Source organism: Roseovarius sp. EL26 (genome assembly GCF_900327775.1).
Taxonomy (GTDB): domain Bacteria; phylum Pseudomonadota; class Alphaproteobacteria; order Rhodobacterales; family Rhodobacteraceae; genus Roseovarius.
In genome coordinates, this window is record NZ_OUMZ01000006.1 from 155,318 (window position 1) to 180,323 (window position 25,006).

15 protein-coding genes are annotated in these 25,006 nt (G+C 54.7%); 9 read left to right on the top strand and 6 right to left on the bottom strand.

Annotated elements, in window-relative coordinates:
• Position 1 precedes the first annotated feature (1 nt).
• Both D9A02_RS05725 and D9A02_RS05730 read right to left on the bottom strand, forming a co-directional pair.
• Complete coding sequence (locus D9A02_RS05725; RefSeq protein WP_254054562.1) at positions 2 to 3,952, bottom strand: hypothetical protein; 3,951 nt, start codon at positions 3,950 to 3,952, stop codon at positions 2 to 4.
• A 9-nt stretch (positions 3,953 to 3,961) separates the two neighbouring features.
• Positions 3,962 to 11,305: a hypothetical protein gene (locus D9A02_RS05730; RefSeq protein ID WP_120500032.1), complete on the bottom strand. Its 7,344-nt coding sequence runs from the start codon at positions 11,303 to 11,305 to the stop codon at positions 3,962 to 3,964.
• A gap of 431 nt (positions 11,306 to 11,736) precedes the next feature.
• Here D9A02_RS05730 and D9A02_RS05735 point away from each other — a divergent pair, with 431 nt between their 5' ends.
• The 6 genes from D9A02_RS05735 (at position 11,737) to speB (ending at position 17,248) form a co-directional block, all read left to right on the top strand.
• The gene (locus D9A02_RS05735; protein WP_120500033.1) at positions 11,737 to 12,360 is read left to right on the top strand and encodes a DUF2796 domain-containing protein; all 624 of its coding nucleotides are present in this window, start codon (positions 11,737 to 11,739) and stop codon (positions 12,358 to 12,360) included.
• A 2-nt stretch (positions 12,361 to 12,362) separates the two neighbouring features.
• Positions 12,363 to 13,064: an ABC transporter ATP-binding protein gene (locus D9A02_RS05740; protein ID WP_120500034.1), complete on the top strand. Its 702-nt coding sequence runs from the start codon at positions 12,363 to 12,365 to the stop codon at positions 13,062 to 13,064.
• Positions 13,061 to 14,311 carry an FtsX-like permease family protein gene (locus D9A02_RS05745; RefSeq protein WP_120500035.1) on the top strand — a complete coding sequence of 417 codons (1,251 nt, stop codon included), beginning with the start codon at positions 13,061 to 13,063 and terminating at the stop codon, positions 14,309 to 14,311. The genes D9A02_RS05740 and D9A02_RS05745 overlap by 4 nt, the downstream gene beginning before the upstream one ends.
• A 5-nt stretch (positions 14,312 to 14,316) precedes the next feature.
• Positions 14,317 to 15,390 carry a hypothetical protein gene (locus D9A02_RS05750; protein WP_162932971.1) on the top strand — a complete coding sequence of 358 codons (1,074 nt, stop codon included), beginning with the start codon at positions 14,317 to 14,319 and terminating at the stop codon, positions 15,388 to 15,390.
• 56 nt (positions 15,391 to 15,446) lie between these two features.
• A complete protein-coding gene (locus D9A02_RS05755) occupies positions 15,447 to 15,953 on the top strand; it encodes a DUF3299 domain-containing protein (protein WP_120500037.1) in 507 nt (168 codons plus the stop codon).
• A gap of 332 nt (positions 15,954 to 16,285) precedes the next feature.
• Entirely contained in the window at positions 16,286 to 17,248 is a 963-nt protein-coding gene (gene speB / locus D9A02_RS05760) for an agmatinase (protein WP_120500038.1), read from the top strand.
• A 115-nt stretch (positions 17,249 to 17,363) separates the two neighbouring features.
• On the opposite strand, the gene D9A02_RS05765 is transcribed toward speB, so the two are convergent.
• The 4 genes from D9A02_RS05765 to D9A02_RS05780 all read right to left on the bottom strand — a co-directional run bounded on the left by D9A02_RS05765 (position 17,364) and on the right by D9A02_RS05780 (position 22,086).
• The gene (locus tag D9A02_RS05765) at positions 17,364 to 18,461 is read right to left on the bottom strand and encodes an endonuclease/exonuclease/phosphatase family protein (RefSeq protein WP_120500039.1); all 1,098 of its coding nucleotides are present in this window, start codon (positions 18,459 to 18,461) and stop codon (positions 17,364 to 17,366) included.
• A 184-nt stretch (positions 18,462 to 18,645) separates the two neighbouring features.
• On the bottom strand, positions 18,646 to 19,515 hold the full coding sequence (gene ttcA / locus D9A02_RS05770) for a tRNA 2-thiocytidine(32) synthetase TtcA (protein WP_120500040.1): 870 nt from the start codon (positions 19,513 to 19,515) through the stop codon (positions 18,646 to 18,648).
• Between the two features lie 53 nt (positions 19,516 to 19,568).
• Positions 19,569 to 21,425, bottom strand: coding sequence for an SLC13 family permease (locus tag D9A02_RS05775; RefSeq protein ID WP_120500408.1), 1,857 nt, complete (start codon positions 21,423 to 21,425; stop codon positions 19,569 to 19,571).
• A gap of 88 nt (positions 21,426 to 21,513) precedes the next feature.
• A complete protein-coding gene (locus D9A02_RS05780) occupies positions 21,514 to 22,086 on the bottom strand; it encodes a TlpA disulfide reductase family protein (RefSeq protein WP_120500041.1) in 573 nt (190 codons plus the stop codon).
• 21 nt (positions 22,087 to 22,107) lie between these two features.
• Here D9A02_RS05780 and argH point away from each other — a divergent pair, with 21 nt between their 5' ends.
• From argH to lysA, 3 genes are all read left to right on the top strand, one after another.
• Complete coding sequence (gene argH / locus D9A02_RS05785; RefSeq protein WP_120500042.1) at positions 22,108 to 23,499, top strand: argininosuccinate lyase; 1,392 nt, start codon at positions 22,108 to 22,110, stop codon at positions 23,497 to 23,499.
• On the top strand, positions 23,496 to 23,672 hold the full coding sequence (locus D9A02_RS19155) for a hypothetical protein (RefSeq protein WP_162932972.1): 177 nt from the start codon (positions 23,496 to 23,498) through the stop codon (positions 23,670 to 23,672). The genes argH and D9A02_RS19155 overlap by 4 nt, the downstream gene beginning before the upstream one ends.
• Before the next feature lie 68 nt (positions 23,673 to 23,740).
• Positions 23,741 to 25,006, top strand: a complete 1,266-nt coding sequence (lysA, locus tag D9A02_RS05790; protein ID WP_120500043.1) for a diaminopimelate decarboxylase — start codon at positions 23,741 to 23,743, stop codon at positions 25,004 to 25,006.

Sequence of the window (25,006 nt, forward strand, 5' to 3'; positions counted from 1 at the left end):
GCTACTCCCGGTCTGTGCTTGAGACGCTGCGCCCATCGGGCATGATGATTTCGAACGTGATGTCGCGGATATCTGTGCGGGCGAAAACGGTCACCCCTGTGCGCCCTCCGATTTGCTGACGGCTTGCGGAATATAATGGGGTCTGGGAACCGGCTGTTGACGGAACGCTGCCAATTGGAACCGCGGACAGTGGGGCTTCGTAGACCAGTTGCCTGCCTTCTTTTTTGAACTGCGATGCGGGACGGTTTACACCAAGATCCAGAATTGGGCCGGGGCGTGGTTCGAACCGTGGGGTTCTTCCGGGTGGTCTGCCGAACCGGCCAAAAATATCGGGAATTTCTCGCAGGTCGCGCAACCGATCTGTGCCCAGTATGCCACCGCTACCCGATGTGGGTCGGATGGCGATCCGCAGCCTATATTCAAGCGGTCCCGAAATTGGCGCGTCGGTGGTAACCGAATAGACTGTGCCGCGCCCAGAAATTCCAAAGCTATCAATGTCACTTAAATCTGGTAGCGGAATAATTGACCCGGTTCCGAAACTGGTAAGGCGTTCGGTCACCCGGCCCAGTGGGTCGGTCATGCGAAGCAGAATGCTGCCTGCGGGCATTGGGCCCGGGCGTCTAATGAACAGGCGGTAATTGCGATCCAGACCATCAGGTTCACGCCAGAGTGCGGTTTGGCTCATTTCGGGCACTTCTGAGATCAGATCAAGCGGGGTGGCACCGGGAAGTTTTTGCCCGGGATTCAGTGGGTCATCTCCGGCACCCGGAGCAATCGTGTAGTAGTGGGGTTGCGGATCACCGTCCAAACGCACCTCAGCTGATAGCACATGAGGACCAAGCGAGGTTGGCATGATTGGTGCGGTTGAGATGGTGGAAACAAGAATATCGCCGATATTGCCACCACCCGGCCAGCTTAACACTGGTGGCGAGAGCGGCGGCGGCCCGTCTGGCGGGACTACAACCGCAACAGCGGGTGAGGGTCTTCCGCGGCCTTTTCGAACGCCGCGTTGCGGATCATCCAGCCCCCAGGCAATGGCGCGGTACCATTGTGGTTTCCAAGAACCGCCGGGCTCATCTTCTCCGGTGATGTCTGTTATCCACGTTTCTGTTCCATTTGTATCTGTGCCAGCAACCCAGCTGGCGGTGCTGCCGGTCAAAGATGCCAAAGGCGGTCCCATGCTATCCAGCTGGCGGGCAGCGTCCGCGACGCGGGTGCGATAGATGTCGACACGTCCGGGGCGCGCGCCAGAAGCGGGGCGCGTTTCAATACGAATGCGCGCCGCAAAGCCGCCGGGGCGTTCAATCCGCTGTGCTTCGATTGTTGGGGGCGCAGGATTGGCAAGGCGCGGTGCCACATATGGGATCATCGCTTCGTCCGCGTCTGGGCCACTGGGCCACGGGCCTTCGACCCCGCCGACGCTGATTGGAATGACAACGAAAAGATGGATTGCCTGTGATCCGCGCGGCAAGGCGACATCCAAATTTGTGCCCGTCAGCAATGTCTTGTTCACACGGTTGAAATCGCGGCGGTCAGGGGATGCGGTAAAGGCGTTTTTCAATGTCGTCAGGCGAGTGCTAAGCGTCACACCGGGCAGGGCTTCTGACATGCCTCTGCTGGCCAGCATTCTGGTTTCGGTGCTTTGATACAGAATATACCCATCGGCACCCGGAACAGGTTGCCATTCTACAATCGCATGGCATTCACCTTTGGCATCCGGGAGGCTGGCCAAACGTACGATGTCGATGATTTGCGTTGGGCGCGATCTTGGATCAGATGCATAGGTTAGTTTGCTGCGCGGTCCGTAACTGCCCGATCGTCCGGGAGGCAGCGCCTCTCTGAGCCGTGCGCGAAGCGCCAGACCAACATGCGGGGACCCTGCATAGTCAAGCGAGAAACCGGGGATGGTCACACGGTAGCGGCGGGCATGGCCTTGGCTGGAAAATCCGGGGACTGCCACTTCTGCTCCGCCTTGTGCGTCAAGGTTGATGACGCTTGCGGCGCCGTCAAGGCCGGGAACGCTTGGGTCTGTCAGGGCGGGCACGTCACCTGCAAAAGTAATGAAAACATTCTGTGGCGCGCCTGCGATGCTTTTTTGCAAACCGCCCGGCAGGCCAGCAGGGGCTGGTGTGTGACGGGTGGCGGCTGCAAATAGCCGCCCCCGAAAGTCAATCCGGGCAACTGAGCGAACGCGCCAGTCTACAACAAACTCAACCACGAGATCGGCAGGACAGACAGTGCCGCTACCGGTGTCGACTGGGCGCAATTCTGCAGAGATGATGTTGACGGTATCAGGATCAGGTTGGGTGCTGGAAAATGGCTGTGTTGCCCATGGGCTCCAGATGCCAAAAATGTTCTGCGTGGCAGCGCCATATTGCGCACTGACAGAGCCGGGTGAATTCGGGATCGTAAACCCGGTATCGGATGCAGATTGACGTGGGTATTCTGGGTCTTTGCGGTTTTCGTTGTTGCCAATCGGCATGAGCCCTTTGCCCGAAGGGCGCGGCTCCATCAAGGGTGTTGCTGGGCCCGCAACACCGCCTTCAGCGCGACCGAAGGCGAAACTTGAAACTGCATTGAGATTATCCAAAGGCAGGCGTTCCCAACTTGCGCGGCTGGTCGCGATCCAATTGCCATCTGGGGTAGCCGGGCGTTGGTGGGCTAAAAAATGCAGTTTCAAATCACCCGGAACAGGCGGGCGCAATGCACGGCGCGGACGCGGTATGATCGCGGCCAGTTCACGTGCATCGCTATCGCCATCAAGGCCTTTGGACCAGAACCCGGTGATCATAAAGTCATAATCAGCCATCTCTGAAGAGCCCAGAAAACTCATGGCGCCAAGATTGATCGGATCCAGATCGACATAAGGATACCCGGTTCCGAAACCCATCAATACGGATTGCATCGGGTCAGTGGCCACGGCCATCTGTAATAGCTTGATCGACGAGATATGCGCCTCTCCATCGTCGGCAGGCATTGTATCGCCATTGGTATTTTGAGGCGGATGGATCAGGTGGCGTTCCAGAAATTGCGCCTGTTGGTTTGGCGGCTCATGCATCGCCTTGTGCAGCATCGCAAGGAGGGTACCATCTGCGTCTGCAATCATTCCATCGGGGTCGGGCATCTCCCAGATGGGTGATGTGTCGCCAGTTGGGAAGGCCGGATACCAACCGAAAGGGTTGATACCCCTTGCAAACCGCTGTTTCGCCGCCTCGGTTGCGGGGACTTCGGCACCAACAAGGCCCTGTTCTTTGCCATGTGCCTGATCACCGAGGTCGCCAAAATCATTCGGATCAACCGGCAACCCAACCGTTTCAATCAATTCCCAACCTTCTATCTTATCGGCTTGGGACAATGGTTCGCCTGCGATCGTTACCTCTTGACCATCAGCGCCGTTAATCAGCACCGCAGTGATGTAGGGGGCGTAGAACCTATAGGTGCGCTCTCCATTTGCGGGAATAGCGAGGCTTTCAAAACCAAGCATATTCTCAAAGCCAACACCATTGGCAAGTGGAACGATGGTCACGCCCAAGGCGGGGCCCGTGCTTTTGACGCGGACAATGATTGACATCACCGGTTCAAAGAACTGATGCACTGTGCCAAGTGGGGGCAGGTTGTATTTTTGAGTTAAAATCCCAGTGACATCCTGCAACAGAGGGAAAGCAATGCGGCGCCACACTTTGAAAGGTTCAGAGGGCAGGCCAACAGCGGGGTTCAATTGCCAACGCAAAAATACGGACAGCACACGATTGCCAAAGTCCTTGAGATCAAGCTCCTGAGGGGCCCGGTTTCGGGATAAACGCAAAACCTCGCGGCTGGCCGGGCTGTCAGCCGCAGGCCCGAGGGGTCCGGTGACAACCCCGTTTTCGTCGGCAAAGGGGCGCAGAAGCGAATCTGCGGTGATCATCGCGCCCTGACCGCGGAACCAATATGGGCTGAAAGTACGATCCACCGATGCCTCCTATTCTTCTTCCCACGGCGCGCGGGCCAGGTCTGTTGCAATGATCTCAATTTCCACGTCGCTTGCGAAACCTTCATCCAGATAAGGTTCAGCAAATGCCTTGCGGATCATATCCATACGCAGGCTCTGGCCACGTGATCCCGGTTTCAGAGTGATCAGGGCGCGCTGAGCCCCCGGCGCAAAGAGAATTTTGTCCACGATATCGTCAGAAGAGGCGTTTTCAGCGATCGACAACCATGGTGTCGGTTCCAGACGCCAGCGTGTTGTGGCAATGCCGTCAGGATCTTCTTCGGTCACTTCTTGCGGAATTGGCCGCGTCCGGTGCATTGGCTCACTTGCATCTAGCAACACCGCAGCCGGTTGCGGATCAGCGGCCGGGTTGACCTGTTCCCAGAATACGGTGATGCGTGCGGCACCCGGCACATCCATGGGTTCTAGCCCTGCGCCGATCAGTTCTTCATCCAGCTCGGGGCCCATTGCAGTCAACAGATCCTGCCCAGCAACGATACTGTCCAATTCACGGCCAGCAAAGCGAGGGTCGTTGGCAATTGCCTGCAGGACGCCTGCTTCGGTGTAGCGATGCTCGGTCAGGGTTGCTTGGAAATCACGGGCGAAGTCCTCGGTCAGGCCGAACTGGCCGGTTGAGAAATTCAACCGATAGACACGATCACCAACCGTTTCAGCCGGGGCCCCAATATCAACGGATTCAATGTCCATGATGTAGTCAGTGTAGGGATCAAGCGGAATAGGCAGGGTGAGCATGGAATGACGCACACGTTCGCCGTCAATCGGTACGCAAGGCCCGGTTTCTTGCAACACCTCTTGGATTACCGTTTCAAACGGGGAAAGCACATGCGCTTTTATGTTTTCCAATGTGCCTGCATCAATCGGAACAGGGTGCGGCAGGCCAGGTTCATCAACCTGGCGGAACGATGCCGCCTTGAGCCGGACACGCAATTCTTTGCCGTAAGCCGCAAACAATTGATCAACTGCATTTGTGGCAAAGACAACGCGTGGCGCATCCAGACCGAAGACATGTGCCTCGCTCTCGGCGGGCAATGTGCACAGAATCCATGGGTCCAACCGTTTTGGCGCGGCGGCATCTGTGCGGAACCAGAACGTTGCGGTTTGAGCTGCTGCATCGCTTTCGGCACCTTCGTCGTCGCGGATACGTACATCGCTGCTACAGCTGACACGGTAGACAGAGTTGGGGAACAGCAACGCAACATCGCCGCTTTGCGGGCCAAGGAATTCTTCTAGAACCTGACGGTCTTTTTCGATTTCTGTATTGTCATATTCTTCGCGTTCAACCTCACCCATGCGGGTCAGTTCAATCGCGCCAACATAATAGGGACGACCCTGTTGTTCGAACCGGCTTGCTTGTTTTTTATCGAGGTAAAGCACGCCAATCCGGAACTTTTCGGTGCCGTCGGGCGGATCCAGTTTCACGCAAACTGGCTGACGTGGAGACAGGCGGGACTGACCGTACAATATGGTGTGATACAGGTCCTCGAACCATGGCCCATTCATGTCGGCCCAGCGTGTGGGCAGGCTGGTCACCGCCAGCAAATCCGAGACCCGGACAGGCCGCGTGCCCAAAATATTATCCTCGGCATCAAGGAAATGGATCATCATTCCACGACCTGATCCTTGCTGATCGTTCAGAAGGCCGCGGTTCACCCACATTAGCAGATGACCTTCGAGGATGGCGCCGCTGTCGACTTCGATGACGTCTGAAAGTGGGCCATGCTTGATTCCCAGCTCAGCAAGCTGATCGGCGATATCGTCGGCACGGCTTAAATCACCGAATACGACCGGTTCACCGGTGTCCCACAGGGGGGATGCCAATACCCGTCCAGGGCATCTTGGTCCATCATGGGTAGGACCACCCGGAACGGTGGTACCATGTGGAGCGGCGGCGGTGACTGGGCCATTTCCGACGCTCAGCAAGGCGCTGCGGTTAAGGTTCAACCCTTGATCGAGACGGCGCACAGCTTCGCTTAGGTCAAGGTGTTCAATACTGAGATTATCAACTGCCCTGCGTGAGCCGAATGATCCAACCACAGCCCGATCAACCAGATCCCGTTCGACCAAGCGGCGCGCCCGGGCGCCCCCCAGCGCATTGGTCAAATTGGTTTCGGCGTGTGAAATCGCACCGTCATTCAGCGTGCCCACTCCCAGAGAAAGATTTCGGCTGATCGTGTGTGCGGACGGATTGTTTGCCAAAATACCGGAGGTCACAAGATCACGCGGGCGACGGGCAATCGCCAGATCACTCAGACGCCCGGCAATGTTGCCGGGGCCATCTGGTGTGTCATCTTTTGGCTCTGGGGCGCAGTTGACCAAACCACCTTCGACAATGGCAGGGACAATCCCGCGGAGCTGGTCCAGCATTAGATTGCCGGAACGCCATGTTTCATGAACGTGCAGATCTTTGTCTGCCTCTACAGAGCGCGAGCTATCCACCGGGTCCGGCCAAGCAATGCCCTTCAGATCCCAGCCATCGGGGTCCGGACCCAGACGTTCGTCTGCAAAGGTCCACAGAACTGGCGCAGCAGGTGCCGCAGGGTCGCAGACATTTCCCCACCGTTCGCGGATTGTCTCTTCGAGGATCTCGGACCGTTCCAACGCTTTGGGCGCAGGATTGGGAACCCAGTTGAGAAGAGATAGGTGTGTTGTCAGGTTTTCGCCATCGGGAGGCTCAAGTGTCCACCAGGTTGACGGCGTATTACCAGGCATTACAGCGTCTGCCTCGCCCACACGTTCCAGTGTGACGTCTGTCATTGTGTAGCGATAGCCAAAATCACCACGCCCGATGAAGCCACCCGCTGGGGCGCCAGTGCTGCCACCCGGGGTTTCGCCCAATGGTGCAATACCACCATCAAGGGCAGGCATTGCAAGGCTGATCACCGGAATTGCATCGATGGGAACGACGGGCATATCGTCGTTAGCGGGCTGGTTGCTGTCACGGGGCATTTCGCCAATTTTACTGTCGATGCCGCGATCAACGCCGGTGCCTTCGGCCAGTGCAGGGGTGCGGCTGACAAGAACAGCGCCGGCATAAAGTTCTGGCGGAGGTGGGAGGATTTTTGAATCCTCACCAATGTGGAAATCAACACAGCCTTTGATGGTGAAGAAGAACAAGTCCAGCTCACCGCAAACTTCGCCATCGATTCGGCTGACCTGTGTTCCGTCTGCGCGTTCGCCCACCTGAGCCGTCAGTGCCGCCGAGGCGGAAAGACTGATGATAAATAGTTTGAGTTCACCGCGCAGGTAGAGCAACCCGCCAACATAGAAGGGCTGGAAGCCAATGATTGCGTTAAAGCCAGCGGTGACCTTGAGATACAGATTGATCGAGGTGTTACCCCAGATGATCGAAACCTCAAGCCCTGCGGCGATGCCGAAACCGTTGACCTGACTGAGCGCAGGCAAATTATTACCGGGCGGCTGATAGCTGGGAATACCATGACCCGAGAACATGACATATCCTGAGCCGTCAAACGCCCCCAGAATAGAGGCCCGAATTGGCCCGGGCAGGGGGTTGCCCTGCATGTCTGTACCTTCGAAACTGCCCAGATAGACGTGCCAGAACTTGCCATCTTCAAGGTTAAAGAACGCTTCGATCGGGATTTTGATTTCAACCAGAGGATCAATTGTAAAATCAATTGATATGCCAATGGTCAGAGTGCCGCGTCCAAAATCCAGATCGATCACACAAAGGAACGTGCCTTCGGCGTTCTTGTCCTTAAGGGCTGGCAGGACCGCCAGAAGGTTCGCCTTGACCACCAACAGAACGCGCGGGCCGGGCAGTTCCAGTAAGAACATACCTTTGACATTGAAAATGATCGGGCTGCCCATTGTGCCCAGTGTGATGCCCACGCCAAAGGCCCAGCTATCGACGTTTGTTTTCCATGCTTGAAGGTTGGTCGGGTCGCCATTCGCCCGGTTCTTTAGCCATTCCAGCGCTGGGGTCAGCGATGTGATGCCGTCTTCATCGCGGGCGTAGTGCATGGCAAAAAGGCCAACAAAACCGTAGATGCCAAACCCTGATTGTGCCAACGGGATGGCCACAGGTAATTCGACCTCGAGTGCGACGGCAACACCGGTTGCGGGACCGCCTGCGCTTTCTGGAATTTGGGCAATTGCGATTTGCGCTGCGATCCGCATTTTCACTGGGATCAGGCGCACATCTATGCCGCCCTTGATTTCGGTGCCGTCCGGTCCATCGTTGAATTCCATGTACCCGGTGCCTTCCAGCACGCCGGGCACCTTGAGCCCTGCCCCGAACGCCGTCAGTTCCGGTGGGCCTAAGGGGTCGACAGGCAGACGCACCCGTGCGCGATCAACTGAGATCACACCAAGGTCGATGGCAAAGCCCAGATCGATTTCAAAGCTCAGCGGGTTGGTGCGGGCAATACGTGCACCCAGCACTTGCAGGATTTGGCCCAGCGGTTCGGCAACACGAATGGCACCGGGGCCAGAGACATCAATGGAATACCCTTTTGAGCTATCAAACACAGGGCGGAATTCAAACCGCCCGCCACCGCCGGGGGGCTCGCCGAAACTAAGACCGATTGCTTTGTACCGTACGGCCAGAGGCGTATCGCGCGGAATTTCTAACAAAGGATCCCCACCGCCAAAGGCGATATTGACCGACACGGCAGTTTCAACATCAAACAGGAAGCTCATCTGCCACAGATCGTCTTGCCTGCGGAATGCACCTTCGCCACCAAAGAGGATCACCCGTTCGATATTGAAGAATCCGGCCTGTGCCAGCCCGGTTGCCACCCCAACGACAGCCGCTGAGGCAACGATCGGGGCGATGCCGCCATCAGCAGGGTTAGGGGGGGCAATTTCTGACAGCAACGGCGTGAAGATCGTGGTCATACCCAAAAGATCGCGCCCGAAATTCTTAGGCTTGAGCGCCTGACCTGGCAGCTGACCTGTCATGAGCAACCCGTCCTTATCGGCGGGATCAGCGCCGATATAGAGCTTTACCTCGTCTGTCTGGCTGGCTGGATCGGTTTGATAAAGGAACAAGAAGTCGGTGATGCCGTCAGCGGGATTATTGCCAATTCCACGAATATCATCCGGGGTTTCGGTGGCACCACCACGCTGTAGCGCGCTTTCCATACCGGTTTGGAAATCAATTTGCCCCGAAAGTTCAAGCGCGACGAACTGATTGCGGATAATCCGCACTTTGAGCCGTGCAGAACGGAACCAATCTGGCGTGGCCGGATCGCTGGGTGGGGTGTCCGTCACCACCGGTGGTGGCAACGGATCAGGCACATCAGGTCGGCGGATATCTCCGGTGATCACCTCACCGGGCAGATTGACTGAAAAACCGGAGACCTCTGCATTCCACCATTGAGAACGGTTAGGCTCGCCTTGCATTTTCCAAGTGTTGTCACGCCAGTTTACAGTGTGATTGACGCCAGTTGGCTCATCCGATCCTGTGAATCCGGGGGGGAACCTGTCATCTAAAAGCGCGCGCAAACCGCTGGCGCGGCGTTGGCTGAGCAACCAGTTATATTGTGCTTTTCCGTCATTCCCATCATAGCTGGCAGTGCCGGTAATCGTGACGTCCTTGGGGTTTATCCGCGATAGAATATCGGCCTTGGCCACATCAAATGCAGTTGCACCGGGCCGCCAGTTTGAGGTTTTGCTGGCGATCAGGGCCTGATCATCCCGAATGTTGCCGGAGACACGGCAATAGTTCAGCGGGTCATTCTTAGGGGGTGTGTCAAACCGGAAATAGCCAGTCAGGGATGTTACCGCATCATCGGGGGTGCGGGCCTCGATGGTTTTGGCTTCGCCGCCGGATACATCGATATCAACGCTGGTGCCCACAGTGGGCGGGCCGCCATCGATGCGCCATTCTGTGGCGGCTGGGATGCTGGAACCTGCCAGACTGACACGAGCGGTACCCGCTTGACGATTGTCATTCAACAGGGCGAGTGGAGGGGCTGCCAGTGGTTGGCCATCGCGTGTGATCGATGTGGTCGATAAGATCGCGGCAAGGGGTTCACCCGGAGGGGGCGTAATTGCCGGAGGTGCACGTCGTGCCGCAGTGATTGTAAGTGTTGCCTGCTTTGGCGGTGCGCTGGTATCTGTGGCAGTTATTGTGATGGTTTGTGTGCCGGTTGCAGGTGTTGTCACATCATGAACAACGCCTGCCTGTGCACCACTACCCTGATCAACCGTTACGCTGTAAGGGGCGCGTCCGCCACGTACATCGACGGCCAAACGTGTGGTTTCGGGTAATGCGGCAGTGGCGCTGCTGGGTCCGGTTCGGATGATCCCGATGCCGCGCTGGTCGCTGGTGAAGAAATTTGCACCGATTGCCAGATCGCCACCGCCTTGATTGATCACAGCAACGTCAAAGTCGCCGGTCACCCCGGTTGACCCACCAATTCCGATTAGCAGGTTTTCTACACCGGCATTAACAGCAAAATCTTCGGCTCCGTTGGGGGCAAAGAAAATGCGGATTTCGGGCAGGTACAAGCCAGTCCAAGCTTCATCAAAGCCGAATTGTGACAACACTTCGGGCGGGGTATACCCGTCTGACAGGTCAAGGTAAGCGGACCGAAAGCCAAACCCCACGATCCGGCCCGGCCCAATGAACGCATGATGCGGTTCCATCGTGACCAATTCTGCCGCCGCAAGGGCGCCGGGATCGTCCAAGCCAGAAGCCCCTAGTGACATGAGGCAAACCTGCAGCTGCGCGTTCGTATCTGACCCTTGTGTCAAGCGTAGCTTGATCTTGGGGAGGTGAAATACAACATCGGTGCGCGTTGGGTGCGGTACCAACAGGCCATCGGGGCGCATTTGTGCTGGCTGTAAAAATGGCGGACGCAATTCAATCCCGGCAAGGATCAGATCTAGCGTAAAACCAGTATTGGGATAATCCGACGGCGGAGGATCAATCGGGGGCGCGTCCAGGGTATCGAGCACATCGCGCACGGGCTGAAATGCTGCATTTCCACCGGGCACAGAGGCAACACCATTGGCAATAATTGTTCCGGCGACACGCGGCACGGTCATCGAAAATTCGACGCGGCTGTCGGTGACATCAAGCCAAGGTTCAGATCTGTCAGGTTGATTTCGCGGATGGCCTTCGGTGTTTGCCGCACCTGCGGTCAGGGTGCCAGTGGTGGGATCAAACGTCGGAAGATCAACATCTCCTGAGAATCGCCCGACACCGCGAATAACCATGCCACCAGGGCCTGACGCAGTTTCGTAGCTTTCTACATAGATCACTGAAAGAACGGCGTGCCACGCCGTCGATTCGCCCTTAAGAATATAGGGCCTGAACAAGTCTATAAGAGCCAGATCGAAGGGCATATTTAATGACCTTTGCGAATATCTTGGAGCGAAAAATTCTAAAAATGGGCAAACTCTGAATATTAAAATACAACCATGAATAGACGATTCTGTCAATTTGATGCGCGTAAAACCGCCCGTTGTTCGGCGTCTCGCAGTCCTTCAGCGGCTTGTGCATCTTGCTAATATGGCGGGTATTGCCAAGTGTGGACGGCCCCAATTCGCAAGGGTTTTAACGCTGTGGTCTGTCGCGCGGAGGGGTCTGGGCAAGCTGCTTTCTTGTTGCAATGTACGTTATATCATAACATACATTGCATAGACTCAAAATCGAAAGCCAGTACTATGCGAACCAATACAACTTACAGATTTTGTGCGTTGCCTTACTTTTTTGTAAACTGAAAAGCGTGCCCGCGTAAGTTTTGCAACTGGTCCTGACCAATGAAAGCCTTGTTATGAAGCAAAAAATTCTCGTTATATTATCTTGTCTTGCGTCCCCTGCCCTTGCGGAGAATGCGCGCCAACTGGATGCACATGAACATGGCGTTGGAGCTTTGAACATTGCATTTGATGGCGCATCTGTAGCCATGGAGCTCCATGCTCCGGGTGCGGATATCGTTGGGTTTGAATATGCGGCCGAAAGTGACGAAGATCGCGCGGCTGTTGAGGCTGCCGTCGCAGCGCTGGCGCGTCCGCTGGAGCTATTCGAATTTCCGGCAAGTGCGCAATGCAGTGTCACCCAGGCCAGTGCGGTTTTGGAAAGTGAAGAAGAACATGACGCGCATTCTGATGAGCATGATGATCATGCAGACCATGATGATCACGACGATCACGATGAGCATGACGACCATGACGAACACGAAGAGGATCATGCAGAGGAAGCAGGTCACACTGAATTTCACGCCGAGTATCTGTTGACCTGTGACGACATGAGTGCGCTCACGAGCCTTTCCTTCCCCTATTTCAACGCGTTTGAGAATGCCCGCGAGCTGGAGATTCAGATTGTAACCGCCTCGGGTGCTCAGGCGTTTGAAGTGGAACGCTCTTCCCCTGAACTGGATTTGCGCGGTATGTTCTGAATGTGAACGAGCAGAACGCCATTCTTGTGCTGAATGACGTGCGGTTTCAATGGAAATCCCGCGCGTCATTTTGTCTGTCAGTGCCTACGCTTTCCATCAAGGCGGGGGAAACTGTGCTATTGCTTGGCGAAAGTGGTTCGGGCAAGTCCACATTGTTATCTCTTATTTGCGGCACCATTCTTGCGGATCAGGGGCAGGTATCTGTGGCAGATGTTGATTTGGCACATCTTTCTGGTGGCGCACGTGACCGATTTCGTGCGGAAACCATCGGTATGATCTTTCAGCAGTTCAACCTGCTGCCGTTTGGTTCAGTCATGGACAATATTCAGCTGCCTTTGCAATTTGCTCCAGAACGTCGCGCACGTGTTGCAGATGCGGCAGCTGATGCGCGGGCACTTTGCGCGGCTCTTGGCCTTCAGCAGACGGTGATTTTGTCCAAGTCAGCCGCTTTGAGTGTCGGACAGCAGCAACGTGTGGCCGTGGCCCGCGCTCTGATTGGACGACCACCAGTTGTGATTGCGGATGAACCGACTTCGGCGTTGGATGCAAACAGTCAGGCGGCGTTCTTGGATCTGCTGTTTGAGCAGGTGCATGCGCATGGTACAACCCTACTCATGGTAAGTCACGACCCCCGGCTTGCTAACCGTTTTGACCGGGTGTTGCGTATGGAAGACATTGCTTCGGTCGAAAGGCAGGTTGCATGATCCTTCGTCTGGCCATCGGGTCACTGTTGGCCCGTGTCTTAACAGTTGGCATGACGGTGCTGGCCATTGCTTTGTCCGTGGCCCTGTTTTTGGGTGTTGAAAAGGTGCGCACCGGGGCCAAGGCGAGCTTTGCTGATACGATTTCAGGCACTGATCTGATCGTCGGGGCCCGGTCAGGGTCTGTTCAACTGTTGCTTTATTCCGTTTTTCGCATTGGCAACGCTACAAACAATGTAACTTGGGAAAGTTATCAAGATATCGCCAACCGGCCCGAGGTGGACTGGATCGTGCCTATTGCGCTTGGTGACAGCCATCAGCAGTTTCGTGTGATGGGCACCACGGCAGAGTTTTTCACGCGCTACAAATATCGTCAGGGGCGGGCCCTTACGATGCAGGACGGCGTAGTGATGGCGGACCTTTACGATACGGTGGTCGGCGCGGATGTGGCTGCGACACTCGGTTATGGCGTCGGTGATCCAATTGTGGTGGCGCATGGTCTGGCTTCGTTCACGAAACACAAGGATCAGCCGTTTCGGGTTTCTGGCATTTTGAACAAAACGGGCACGCCGGTCGATCGCACGGTGATCACCAGCATGGAGGCAATCGAAGCCATTCATGTGGATTGGAAAAACGGTGGGCAGGTTCCTGGGAAAAGCACCCCTATAGATGAAATTCGGAAGATGGACCTTACCCCAAAAGCGGTGACTGCAGCTTTGGTTGGGGTTGAGAGCCCACTGCAAACGTTTGCCTTACAGCGTGCGATCAACGAATACCGGCAAGAGCCACTGCTGGCCGTGTTGCCCGGTGTTGCGCTGCAAGAGCTCTGGGCTATTGTTAGTATTGCCGAAACCGCGTTGCTGGGGGTTTCGGCCATGGTGGTGGTTACAGCGCTGATCGGAATGATGGCGACGATCTTTTCCAGCCTGAATGAACGCCGCCGCGAAATGGCAATCTTTCGTGCCATGGGGGCACGTCCGACAACCATTCTGGGGCTGCTGGTACTTGAGGCGGTGCTGACAGCCGCTGCCGGGGCGGTTTTGGGGTTGGGTTTGCTTTATGTCGGTTTGGCTATCGCTCAGCCGTTTGTTGATAGTGCCTTTGGTTTATGGTTGCCAATTGAGGCCCCATCTCTTCGCGAATTCGGGGTATTGGTGGTTGTTGTGCTTGCTGGGGCGCTTGTGAGTCTGGTGCCCGCCCTGCGGGCCTATCGTCTGTCGTTGGCAGATGGTATGATGGTCAGGACATGATACCATTGGCGCACCTTACCCAACCTTTGCGAAAGTTGGCCTTTCCGCTGGTTTTGTCCGCTGTTTTGGCTGCGGGGCAGGCAACGGCCTGTTCGTTCCATTATTATGTGCCGGAACAAACCGCAGTGGATTGGCTGGTTGAAGGCAAAGATGTGATCTTGGGCAGGCCCTCTGCCGAGAACGAATTCGCCTTTGCGACCGCCAAGGTCTTGCGCGGAAACGCCCCAGGCGAACCGCTCCCTTATCTGGTGGACAGCGTTTTGCGCAAAAAGATGGCCCGTAACACAGAGGATTACGTTCTTTTTGCACGCCAAGGTGATGAAGAGTGGGAGTATGTCAGCTATGTCAATGCCGCTTTTCTGTCCATGATCGAGCAGGTGGAGGCGGACGTTTCTAATTGGGATCCGGGTTATGGGCCGAAGCGCTTTGCCATGTTTGCAGCGTTTTTAGACCATTCTGACCCTACACTCCGAAGGCTGGCCCTGCGCGAAATTGACAAAGCCCCTTATCGGATGTTGCAAAGCATTGATCTGAACATCCCGAATGACGATCTTTTAAGTCAACTTTGGACCAGACAGGGATATGCCTTCCAGTCAATCCGCATTTTGCTACTGGGATTAAGTGGTGAGGATACAGCACGCGAAGAGATTTATGCGTTCTTTGATCGCAGTAAAGACTGGGACTGGGCCACCAATCTTGGTGCTTTCGCCACAGCATTGATTGAGCTGGATGGTGTCGAAGGTGTGCTCCGCCTTGAGTCCGTTCTGTTGTCCGGCCCGAGGCAACCGTTGGATAAGCTGGAACAGGCGATTGAAGCGCTGGCCATTCACAATGGGATTGCTACGGCAGATTTGCGCAGAGCAATAGCAAGTGCCCTGTCGCGAATGGTAGCAATGCGGCCTGAAACAGCATCCATTGTTGTACGACAATTCGGTAAGCGAAATGACTGGTCTCAGGGTGAAGCCCTAGTTCAAGTGATGTTAGACAAAAAAGTCCGTGACCCTTCTGAACAACTTGCAATTGCAAACTATATTGGACGCGCGCAACGAGCTTCGGCGAAAATGAGCTTGGAAAACTAATCGTGAATGATGGGCACCTATCGATTCAGGGATGCCGGTGGTAGATTGAGAAAACAATGACACATCTGAGCCGCAGACAGCTAATAGCAACCACCCTTTCAGGGATGGCCGTACCTTCCAGCCTTTGGGCCGCAAACCCGCGTGAAATTGGTTGGGATGATCTTATTCCAAAGGGTGTCCCTTATTCTGAAATCATTGGCGAAGGCGAGATGGATGAGGTCAATGATACATGGAACCCTATTTATGATGCCAATGCGACCAAGTTAAATGATAAGCTTAACGGTGCTTATGTCCGCATGCCCGGCTTCATCATCCCGCTTGAACTGGGATCCAAGGGTGTGACAGATTTCATTCTTGTCCCCTATGTCGGTGCCTGCCTACACACGCCTCCTCCACCGGCAAATCAGTTGGTTTTTGTGAAAGCAGACCCCCCGTGGCCGAACCAAGAGTTCTGGGCTCCGATTTGGGTTACTGGTGTGATCCGTACACAGTTACAGTCCACTGAAATTGCTAAGACGGGTTATTCCCTTTCGGCTGACAACATCGAATTCTACGAGTGGTAGTCTCTTATCAAGCGGCCAATCCTTCGTAGAAATATACCTGCACATAGCGGATGTTTTGCCGCTTAGATTAATCTGTTGAGACAGAGACTGATCAAGGTTCAATACAGAGACATCCATCGGCCTTTACATTGGTCTTATCCACCCGTCAGGATGAGCCACTTGGCGGCTTGTGCGATCTTGTCTGTGTTGTCAGAAAAGGTGATAATCTGACAATACATTGGTTCAGAGTGGCATGGTCGACATCAACACCGTGTTGTTGCACAATTTCTTGCAAATCGCCGTAACCGAAACACGAAAATTTTGAGACAGAGCCCAAAAGAAGTGGAGAAAACATGTCAGGACATGGATACGAATCTGGTCGATTGAACCTGCCTTTTGTCGGCATTTCGACCTTTGGCAAGAAACCCTACGTAGAGAACTGGGATGCAATCGATGCCGATGTGGCGATTTTGGGGGCACCTTTTGATTGTGGCTGCCAGTTCAGGCCCGGAGCGCGGTTTGGCCCGCGTTCGGTACGTGAGGCCTCAACACTTTTCAGCTTTGGCCATGCTGGCGCTTATGATCATGAAGACGACGCAACATATCTGGGTGAAGATGTGCGTATTGTCGATATTGGCGACGCCGACATTATCCATACTAAGACAGATGAGAGCCACACCAACATTGAATATGGGGTGAAAAAAATCCTGGATGCGGGGGCGATTCCGGTCACCATCGGTGGTGATCATTCGATCAACATTCCCTGCATTCGCGCTTATGAGGAAGACTGCGCTAAAAACGGCCCCATTCATGTGGTGCAGATTGATGCGCACTTGGATTTTGTCGATGAGCGCCATGGCATCACCGAAGGTCACGGCAACCCCATGCGTCGCGCGATTGAGAAAGACTATGTCTCTGGCATGACGCAGCTGGGCATTCGCAATGTCTCATCAACCGCGAAAGAAGGCTATGAGGACGCGCGTGCGCGTGGCTCTGACATTCTTTCTGTGCGACAGGTGCGCAAGCTGGGAACGCAAGGCGTTCTGAATCGCATCCCAGAAGGTGCGCGGTATTATGTCACCATCGATATCGATGCTTTCTGCCCTTCAATTGCGCCCGGCACGGGAACACCAAGCCATGGCGGTTTCCAGTATTATGACGTGCTGGAGATCGTGCAGGGCCTAACCAAACGTGGTGATGTTATTGGGATCGACTTGGTCGAGGTCGCCCCTGCTTATGATCCTACTGAAAGTACTCAGGTTTTGGCAGCGCAGTTACTTTTGAACTTTATCGGTTTCATCTTCCACAACAAATAAAGTGCTCTCTAACAGTGGCATGTTTGAACACTCATGCCGCAGTTTCCTGACATGTTAAAGACGTAGAATTAGGGTGGCATCCCGTGCGTGCACTCTGCCGCCCTACGCGCTTGTCTCATCCCATGTCAGAGAGAAAACGAGTGAGATAGGCATCGGAATAGTCGACCTCAAGCTCGACCCAGATCGGCAGGTGGTCTGACATCTCGAACGTCATAAAGTTGTTGGCGTATTGAGACGCGAAGTCGGCGTAAGGGGATTTGCCATAAGCAGAGCGCATTGCGGCATTGATAGGTTCATAGTGCGCAAGGTGTTCGGCATCCGTTATTCGGGTGACAAATTCCGGGTCATCGGGTGCAGCAGGGTCGCGACCCTGTGTGGGCCCGTAAACCGCATTTCGCCAGTCGAATAACCCGTGACGTAAGAGGCGGGTTTTACGGGTAGAGGCACCTTTGTCAGTATATGCGATTTGATCGTAGAACTTATCGCCTTTCATGTTGGTGGCTTCGAAACGTGGGACCTGCATGCCACTGTCGGCGAGCGCCTGCCAGACTTCATCATCGCGGCTTTCAATGTTCATGTCACCGAGGAAAATGAAGACTTGGTCTTCCTTCTTGGCACGTTTCAAGAGCGCCTTTGTGATGGCTTTGATCTCTTGTGCGCGCATGCCGAGATTATCGCCATAGATGATATGGCTTGAACATAGTGTAAAGCGGAACCAACCGGATTGGAAAGCAGCGAAGAACGGTGTGCGTGCGATCTGACTGCCGTCGCTTAACGCACCAGAGGGTATCACAATCTCGCCGATCACATTGCGGAAGAATACTTTGTTTTTGTTGTAGATGAATCCCATACGCTCATAATTTGCGCCTTCGTGATTGCCAACATCGGTAACGAAGTAATCCCAATTTGACCCCAGAAGCCCCAAGAGTCGTTTAAGCGGCACGAGGTCATCGCGAAGTTCCTGGATCGCACAGATATCGAAGGCCGAGACGATTTCGGCGATATAGTGGAAACTCTCGTCTAACCGAGGCATGCCGCCATCAAACGCACGAATGTTCCAAGAACCAATGATAAGTGAATTGGGGCGCCGGTCCTTGGTGATGGTTTGTGCGATATCGTACCGCAGAGTCAGAAGGCGGTTGGCAATCCATTCAGCTTTGTTTGGATAGATCGGGTCGGGGTCATATTTCTTCAGGTCATGGTAAAAGGGCATAGTAATCTCTGGTTTGTAAAGTTGATGTCAAAAATGAATTCTCATGCCGTCGAGTTGACAATGTGAAGCCGTCAGACGTCAAGACGGGTCATTCTAATCTGAAAATTGATTTTCGAGACTAACTTTCAAACAGTCGCTCTGCTCTACGACTTCGTCACGCTAAAGGTATGAATCGCAGCTGCCTTTAACGCAGTTTAGGCAAGCCGTCTGTGAAGGGGTCGGTTGATTTGTCGCCAAGGGTAAGGCCGGTGAAATCGAAGAGTTTCGGATCAAGCAGGTGCGAAGGACGTGCGTTCATCAGTGAGCGGAACATGACCTGACGGCGACCGGGGCGATTGGCTTCCCATCCATCAAGGATTTGTTTGACCTGTTGACGTTGCAGGCCATCTTGCGAGCCGCAAAGATCGCAAGGGATGATCGGGTAGTTCATTCCAGTTGCGAACTTTTCGCAATCGACCTCGGCCACAAAGGAAAGTGGGCGGTAAACAAACAGGTCACCCTCTTCGTTGACCAGTTTTGGCGGCATGGTGGCCAGACGGCCACCGTGGAAGAGGTTCATGAAGAACGTCTCTAGAATGTCGTCGCGGTGGTGGCCAAGGACTACGGCAGAACAGCCTTCTTCGCGGGCAACGCGGTATAGGTTGCCGCGCCGCAGGCGCGAGCAAAGCGCGCAAAATGTGCGGCCCTCGGGGACTTTGTCCATCACAACCGAATAGGTGTCTTGGTATTCAATCCGGTGGGGGACGCCCATCTTTTCAAGGAATTCTGGCAGGACCGTAGCCGGAAACCCCGGCTGACCCTGATCAAGGTTGCAGGCCAGAATGTCGACCGGGAGAAGCCCGCGCCATTTCAGTTCATGCAGTACGGCCAAAAGCGTGTAGCTGTCTTTGCCACCTGACAGGCAAACGAGCCAGCGCGCGCCCTTTTCGATCATGCCAAACTGATCAATCGCCTCCCGCGTTTGGCGCACAATACGTTTGCGCAGCTTGCGGAACTCGGTTGTTTTGGGCGCCTCATTGAAAAGCGCGTGAATATCTTCGGCATCATCCAGCATGGGCTGCCTTTAGACACAAATGACCTTGCAAACAAGGGTTATGATTGCGGGCCCTAGTAGACGATATTCAGCATTACCATTGAGACGACCAAGAACAGAACGGTCATGATCCCGCCGGAGCGAACGAAATCGGTGACCTTGTACCCTGCTGGACCCATGATCAGCGCGTTGACCTGATGGGTGGGGATTATGAACGAGTTCGAGGTTGAGATCGCTACGGTGAGGGCAAAGACCGCGGGATTGCCGCCCGCCGCCACGGCGATTGAGACCGCGAGTGGCACCAGTAGCACGGTCGCGCCGACATTGGACATCACTAGTGAGAAAGCTGTGGCTAAGATGGCGACACCACCTTGTAGTGCCCAGATGGGCCAGCCGTCGAGTAGTGTCAGGATCTGTTGGGCGATCCATTCCGCAGTGCCGGTATTCTGAACGGCTTGCCCTAAGGGTATGAGGCTGGCGAGTAAGAATACTGTGTTCCAGCCGACAGCGCGGTACGCCTCGTCGATTGTGAGTACTTTTGTCAGCAGCATTCCGACGGCCCCGGTGAGCAGACAGAGTGACAGGCGAACATCGGTAAAGAGGATCATCGACAGGGATATGGCAAAGAAAAACAGCGCTACGCCAACTTTTTGTGGGCGTAATTCTTCTTGTGGGAAATCAGCGGTGACGACAACAAAATCGCGGTCACGTTTGATCCGAACTAGGTTTTCCCAGCGGCTATGTGCCACCAACATGTCGCCCGCTTGAAATGGTACCAACCCGATGGCGGTGGGTTTGTGATCGCCGTACTCGACATGGCTTAAGGTGTCTTCGCCACGGTGAATGGCCAGCAGGCTAAGGCCATATGTTTTACGCAGCAGCAAGTCACGCGGGCACTTTCCAATCAACTTTGAATCCGGTGGAATCACAACTTCGGCAATGCCAGCGTTGGTTGGAGCGAATTCTTCCGAAAAGACATCTAGTGAAGGTCGAATTGTCAGACCGTATTTTTTGGCAAAAGCCTCGACGATCACGCCTTTGCCGATGATAGCCAACCGGCAAGGGGCGGCAATTTCGGCTGTGAGAATCTGTACCATCGAGACCTTACCTTTGTAGTAGGTCGAGATGATGTAGAGGTTATTTTCAAGGTTAATATCTGCGAGGATTTGCCCAACCAATGGGCTCTCGGCGGGGACGTCCACCTCATAAACATCGGCTTTCAAGCCGTAGACACGTTGCAGGTAATCTGAGGTTCCCTGCCCGGAAGAGGCATCAACCTTATCGACTTTTCCAGGTAGGACGAATTTACCCAGTAACATGAAGTAGATGATACCGGTTGCCACCAGCGCAAAGCCAATGGGTGTTACTGAAAACAGGCCGAATTCGGCCATCTGTGCATCTGCCGGCAAGGTATCATTGGCCGATCGGATCAAATCATTAAGCAAAATGAGCGGTGACGATCCTACCATGGTCATCGTGCCGCCCAAAATGGCGCAAAAGCCCATGGGCATCAGCAGGCGCGATAGTGGGATGCCACTGCGGGCAGAGATACGGCTAACAACAGGCAGGAACAATGCGGCGGCGCCGACATTTTGCAGGAAGCTGGAGATTACCCCGACGGTGCCAGAGACGATGGGCACAACGCGCGTCTCGGACGTGCCTCCGCGTTTCAGGATGACAGCGGCAACTTTGTTCATGATGCCGGTTTTATCAAGGCCTGCACCGACGATCATCACGGCGATGATCGATATGACCGCGTTGGAAGCGAAACCGTCAAATAGATGATTGACATCAGCAAGGTTTTCGAGGCCCGGAACGTAACTGAGTATACCGACAATAACCAAAATCAAAATGGCCGCGAGATCGACCCTGATGATTTCCGATACGAACAAAAACACAGTAAAGGCCAAGGTCGCCATGACCACGGCCATTTCAGTCGTAAACGCGATATGTTCCAAATTTTCCCTCGATTTTTCCTTCACTGTGCAGGGAAATTAACCAGGGGTCAAATAATGGGGCTTAAGAGGGCGTATTTTCCGCAAAGGCACGCAAAATCTCTTTGGCATTGTCTGAGCTCCAGTCAGCATCCCCCAACATACGCGCCACCTCATTGCCGTCCCGGTCGATGATGATCGACACGGGCAGACCGAAGATTTTCAGCGACCGTGCGAGATCCTGTTTGGGGTCGCGGTGTTGCGGCAGGTTGTCGACGCCAATGTCGGTAAAGAACTTGGCAATCATCGGCGGCGGTGTGGCAACCGGGCCGGTGGCGACGGTGACCACTTCGACGCCTTCAGCGCTCAATTCTGTCTGAAGTTCGGATAGGCTGGGCATTTCTTTGCGACAGGGTGCACACCATGTGGCCCAGAGGTTCAGAACGACGACCTTACCTTTGTAGTCGGCCAACGTGCCCTCTGATCCGTCTTCGTTGACATAGTTCGCGATCGACGCTGGGCGCGGCTCCTCATAGACGATCAGCTTTTTCATATCGCCTTCGCGCAGGGCGGTGATTTCAGCAGGGTCTGCCGCGAATGCAGCATTTGCACCCAGCGCCAGTGCCATATAAAGGACGATTGAACGAAATTTCCGCATTTTCCCTCCGAAGGGCAAGACATGACAAACAAAACCTCGAACCAGATGTGGGGCGGCCGCTTTGCCGCTGGACCGGACGCAATCATGGAGGCAATCAATGCCTCGATCGGGTTCGATCAGCGAATGGCAGCACAGGACATTGCCGGCTCAAGCGCCCATGCCGCCATGTTGGCCGCCACAGGCATTGTAAGTGATAAGGATGCCGAGGCGATGAGGGAAGGCCTGCTCACGGTCTTGTCAGAAATTGAGGGCGGAACTTTCGTATTTTCCACCGCGTTGGAAGATATTCACATGAATGTTGAGGCGCGGCTGAAAGAAATCATTGGCGAGCCAGCGGGTCGCTTGCACACCGGACGGTCGCGCAACGATCAGGTTGCAACCGACTTTAAGCTTTGGGTGCGCGACCAGTTTGATGCGTTTGAATCCGGTCTTTTGGCTTTGATTCAAGCGTTGCTGTCACAGGCTGAGGCTGGTGCTGATTGGGTGATGCCGGGCTTTACCCATCTACAGACCGCGCAGCCGGTGACATGGGGGCATCACATGATGGCCTATGTTGAAATGTTTGGTCGTGATTTGTCGCGTGTGCGCGATGGGCGTAAACGTATGAATGAATGCCCCTTGGGTGCCGCAGCCCTTGCCGGGACCTCTTTCCCGATTGACCGTGACATGACCGCCAAAGCGCTGGGCTTTGACCGGCCAAGTGCCAATTCGTTGGATGCGGTCAGTGATCGCGATTTTGCATTGGAGTTCCTGAGCACCGCAAGCATTTGTGCGATGCACCTGTCCCGCATGGCAGAAGAGCTGGTGATTTGGTCCTCGGCCCAGTTCCGGTTTGTTGTGTTGTCTGATCGGTTCTCAACCGGATCATCGATCATGCCGCAAAAGAAAAACCCAGACGCAGCTGAGTTGATTCGCGCCAAGATTGGACGGATCTTTGGGGCGAATGTGGCCCTGATGATGGTGATGAAGGGGCTGCCACTGGCCTATTCCAAGGACATGCAAGAAGACAAAGAGCAAGTCTTTGATGCGGCCGACAACCTGATGCTGGCATTGGCCGCGATGGAGGGCATGGTCAAAGACATGTCGGCCAACCGCCCGTCGTTGGAGGCTGCCGCAGGTTCCGGATTTTCGACCGCAACCGATCTGGCTGACTGGTTGGTGCGGGTGCTGGGCATGCCCTTCCGCGATGCGCACCATGTGACCGGAACATTGGTGGCCGTGGCTGAGCAAAATGAGTGTGACCTGCCAGATTTGAACCTTGAACAGATGCAATCCGTGCATTCGGATATCACTTCTGATATCTACGAGGTATTGGGTGTCCATAATTCGGTCGCCTCGCGTGTGAGTTACGGCGGAACCGCTCCAAGCCAAGTGTTGGCACAGGTCGCCCGTTGGAAGGAGATGTTGGAATGAAATACGCCGCTTTGATTGCCGCGCTGGGTTTACTTGTCGGCTGTGGTGCTGATGGGCAGCCATTCTATGCCCCTTCTGTGACCACATCGATTGGCGTGGGTAAGAACGGGGTTAACACCAATGTGGGCGTTGCGACACAAGTCGGCCCTGTTTCAATTGGTGTTGGACTTTAGATCTGCGCAATTGCATTGTGCGCGCGCTTTGATATGAGGCTTGTCAGAACTCTTGTTAAGGCGGGATCATGGATCATTTTCTTTATCGCGACGGGCAGCTTTACGCTGAAGACCTCTCTGTAGCGGATATCGCGGCAGAGGTTGGTACGCCGTTTTACCTCTATTCAACGGCAACATTAGAGCGACACTTCCGTCTGTTTGATGAGGCGCTTGCCGGAACCGAACATTTGGTCTGTTACGCGATGAAGGCCGCCAGCAATCAGGCGATTCTGACAACATTGGCCCGGCTCGGCGCCGGGATGGATGTGGTCTCGGGTGGGGAATATGCCCGCGCCCGCGCCGCTGGCGTGTCAGGTGACAAGATCGTCTTCTCAGGTGTTGGTAAAACCCGCGATGAAATGCGTCAGGCGCTTGAGGGTGGTATTCGGCAGTTTAACGTCGAAAGCGAACCTGAGATGGAAGTGCTGAGCGCAGTAACACAAGAGCTGGGTGTCGTTGCGCCGATTGCGGTGCGGGTAAACCCAGATGTTGACGCCAAAACTCACGCCAAAATTGCCACAGGCAAATCTGAAAACAAATTTGGCATCCCGATTGCCCGCGCGAAAGAAGTTTATGCCCGTGCCGCCGCCCTGCCAGGGCTGAAAGTGGTGGGCATCGATGTACATATTGGTAGCCAACTCACCGATCTGGAGCCGTTTCGTCTGGCCTACCGTAAGGTTGCCGATTTGACCGAGGCGCTACGGGCCGAAGGCCACGACATCATGCGTCTCGATTTGGGCGGTGGTTTGGGTATACCTTATACACGGTCCAACGATGCGCCGCCTTTGCCTGTAGAATATGGTCAGATGATCAAAGAGGAACTGGGTCATCTGGGCTGCGAGATCGAGATTGAGCCGGGCCGACTAGTGGCAGGCAATGCCGGGATACTCGTGAGCAAGGTGATTTATGTGAAATCCGGCGAAGACCGCGAATTCCTGATCCTTGATGGTGCGATGAATGATCTGATTCGCCCTGCTATGTACGAGGCACACCATGATATTATTGCTGTTGAAGAACCCGAAGCCGGTGTTGAACAGCAACCCTATGATATTGTCGGGCCAGTATGCGAAAGTGGCGATACTTTTGCTAAAGAACGCATGATGCCACCTTTGAAAGCCGGTGATTTGGTCGCGTTTCGCAGTGCCGGTGCTTATGGCGCGGTGATGGCCAGCGAGTACAATACCCGGCCCTTGGTGCCTGAAGTTCTTGTTAATGAGCATCAATTCGCTGTCATCCGGGCACGTCCGACCTTTGACGAAATGATAAATCGCGATACCATCCCTGAGTGGCTGTAA

What these genes read in the sequence shown, in the direction of transcription:
- D9A02_RS05730 (WP_120500032.1), bottom strand. Translation starts at nt 11,305, where the DNA reads ATGCCCTTCGATCTGGCTCTTATAGACTTGTTCAGGCCCTATATTCTT.
- D9A02_RS05735 (WP_120500033.1), top strand. Translation starts at nt 11,737, where the DNA reads ATGAAGCAAAAAATTCTCGTTATATTATCTTGTCTTGCGTCCCCTGCC.
- D9A02_RS05745 (WP_120500035.1), top strand. Translation starts at nt 13,061, where the DNA reads ATGATCCTTCGTCTGGCCATCGGGTCACTGTTGGCCCGTGTCTTAACA.
- D9A02_RS05755 (WP_120500037.1), top strand. Translation starts at nt 15,447, where the DNA reads ATGACACATCTGAGCCGCAGACAGCTAATAGCAACCACCCTTTCAGGG.
- speB (WP_120500038.1), top strand. Translation starts at nt 16,286, where the DNA reads ATGTCAGGACATGGATACGAATCTGGTCGATTGAACCTGCCTTTTGTC.
- D9A02_RS05765 (WP_120500039.1), bottom strand. Translation starts at nt 18,461, where the DNA reads ATGCCCTTTTACCATGACCTGAAGAAATATGACCCCGACCCGATCTAT.
- ttcA (WP_120500040.1), bottom strand. Translation starts at nt 19,515, where the DNA reads ATGCTGGATGATGCCGAAGATATTCACGCGCTTTTCAATGAGGCGCCC.
- D9A02_RS05775 (WP_120500408.1), bottom strand. Translation starts at nt 21,425, where the DNA reads ATGGCCGTGGTCATGGCGACCTTGGCCTTTACTGTGTTTTTGTTCGTA.
- D9A02_RS05780 (WP_120500041.1), bottom strand. Translation starts at nt 22,086, where the DNA reads ATGCGGAAATTTCGTTCAATCGTCCTTTATATGGCACTGGCGCTGGGT.
- argH (WP_120500042.1), top strand. Translation starts at nt 22,108, where the DNA reads ATGACAAACAAAACCTCGAACCAGATGTGGGGCGGCCGCTTTGCCGCT.
- D9A02_RS19155 (WP_162932972.1), top strand. Translation starts at nt 23,496, where the DNA reads ATGAAATACGCCGCTTTGATTGCCGCGCTGGGTTTACTTGTCGGCTGT.
- lysA (WP_120500043.1), top strand. Translation starts at nt 23,741, where the DNA reads ATGGATCATTTTCTTTATCGCGACGGGCAGCTTTACGCTGAAGACCTC.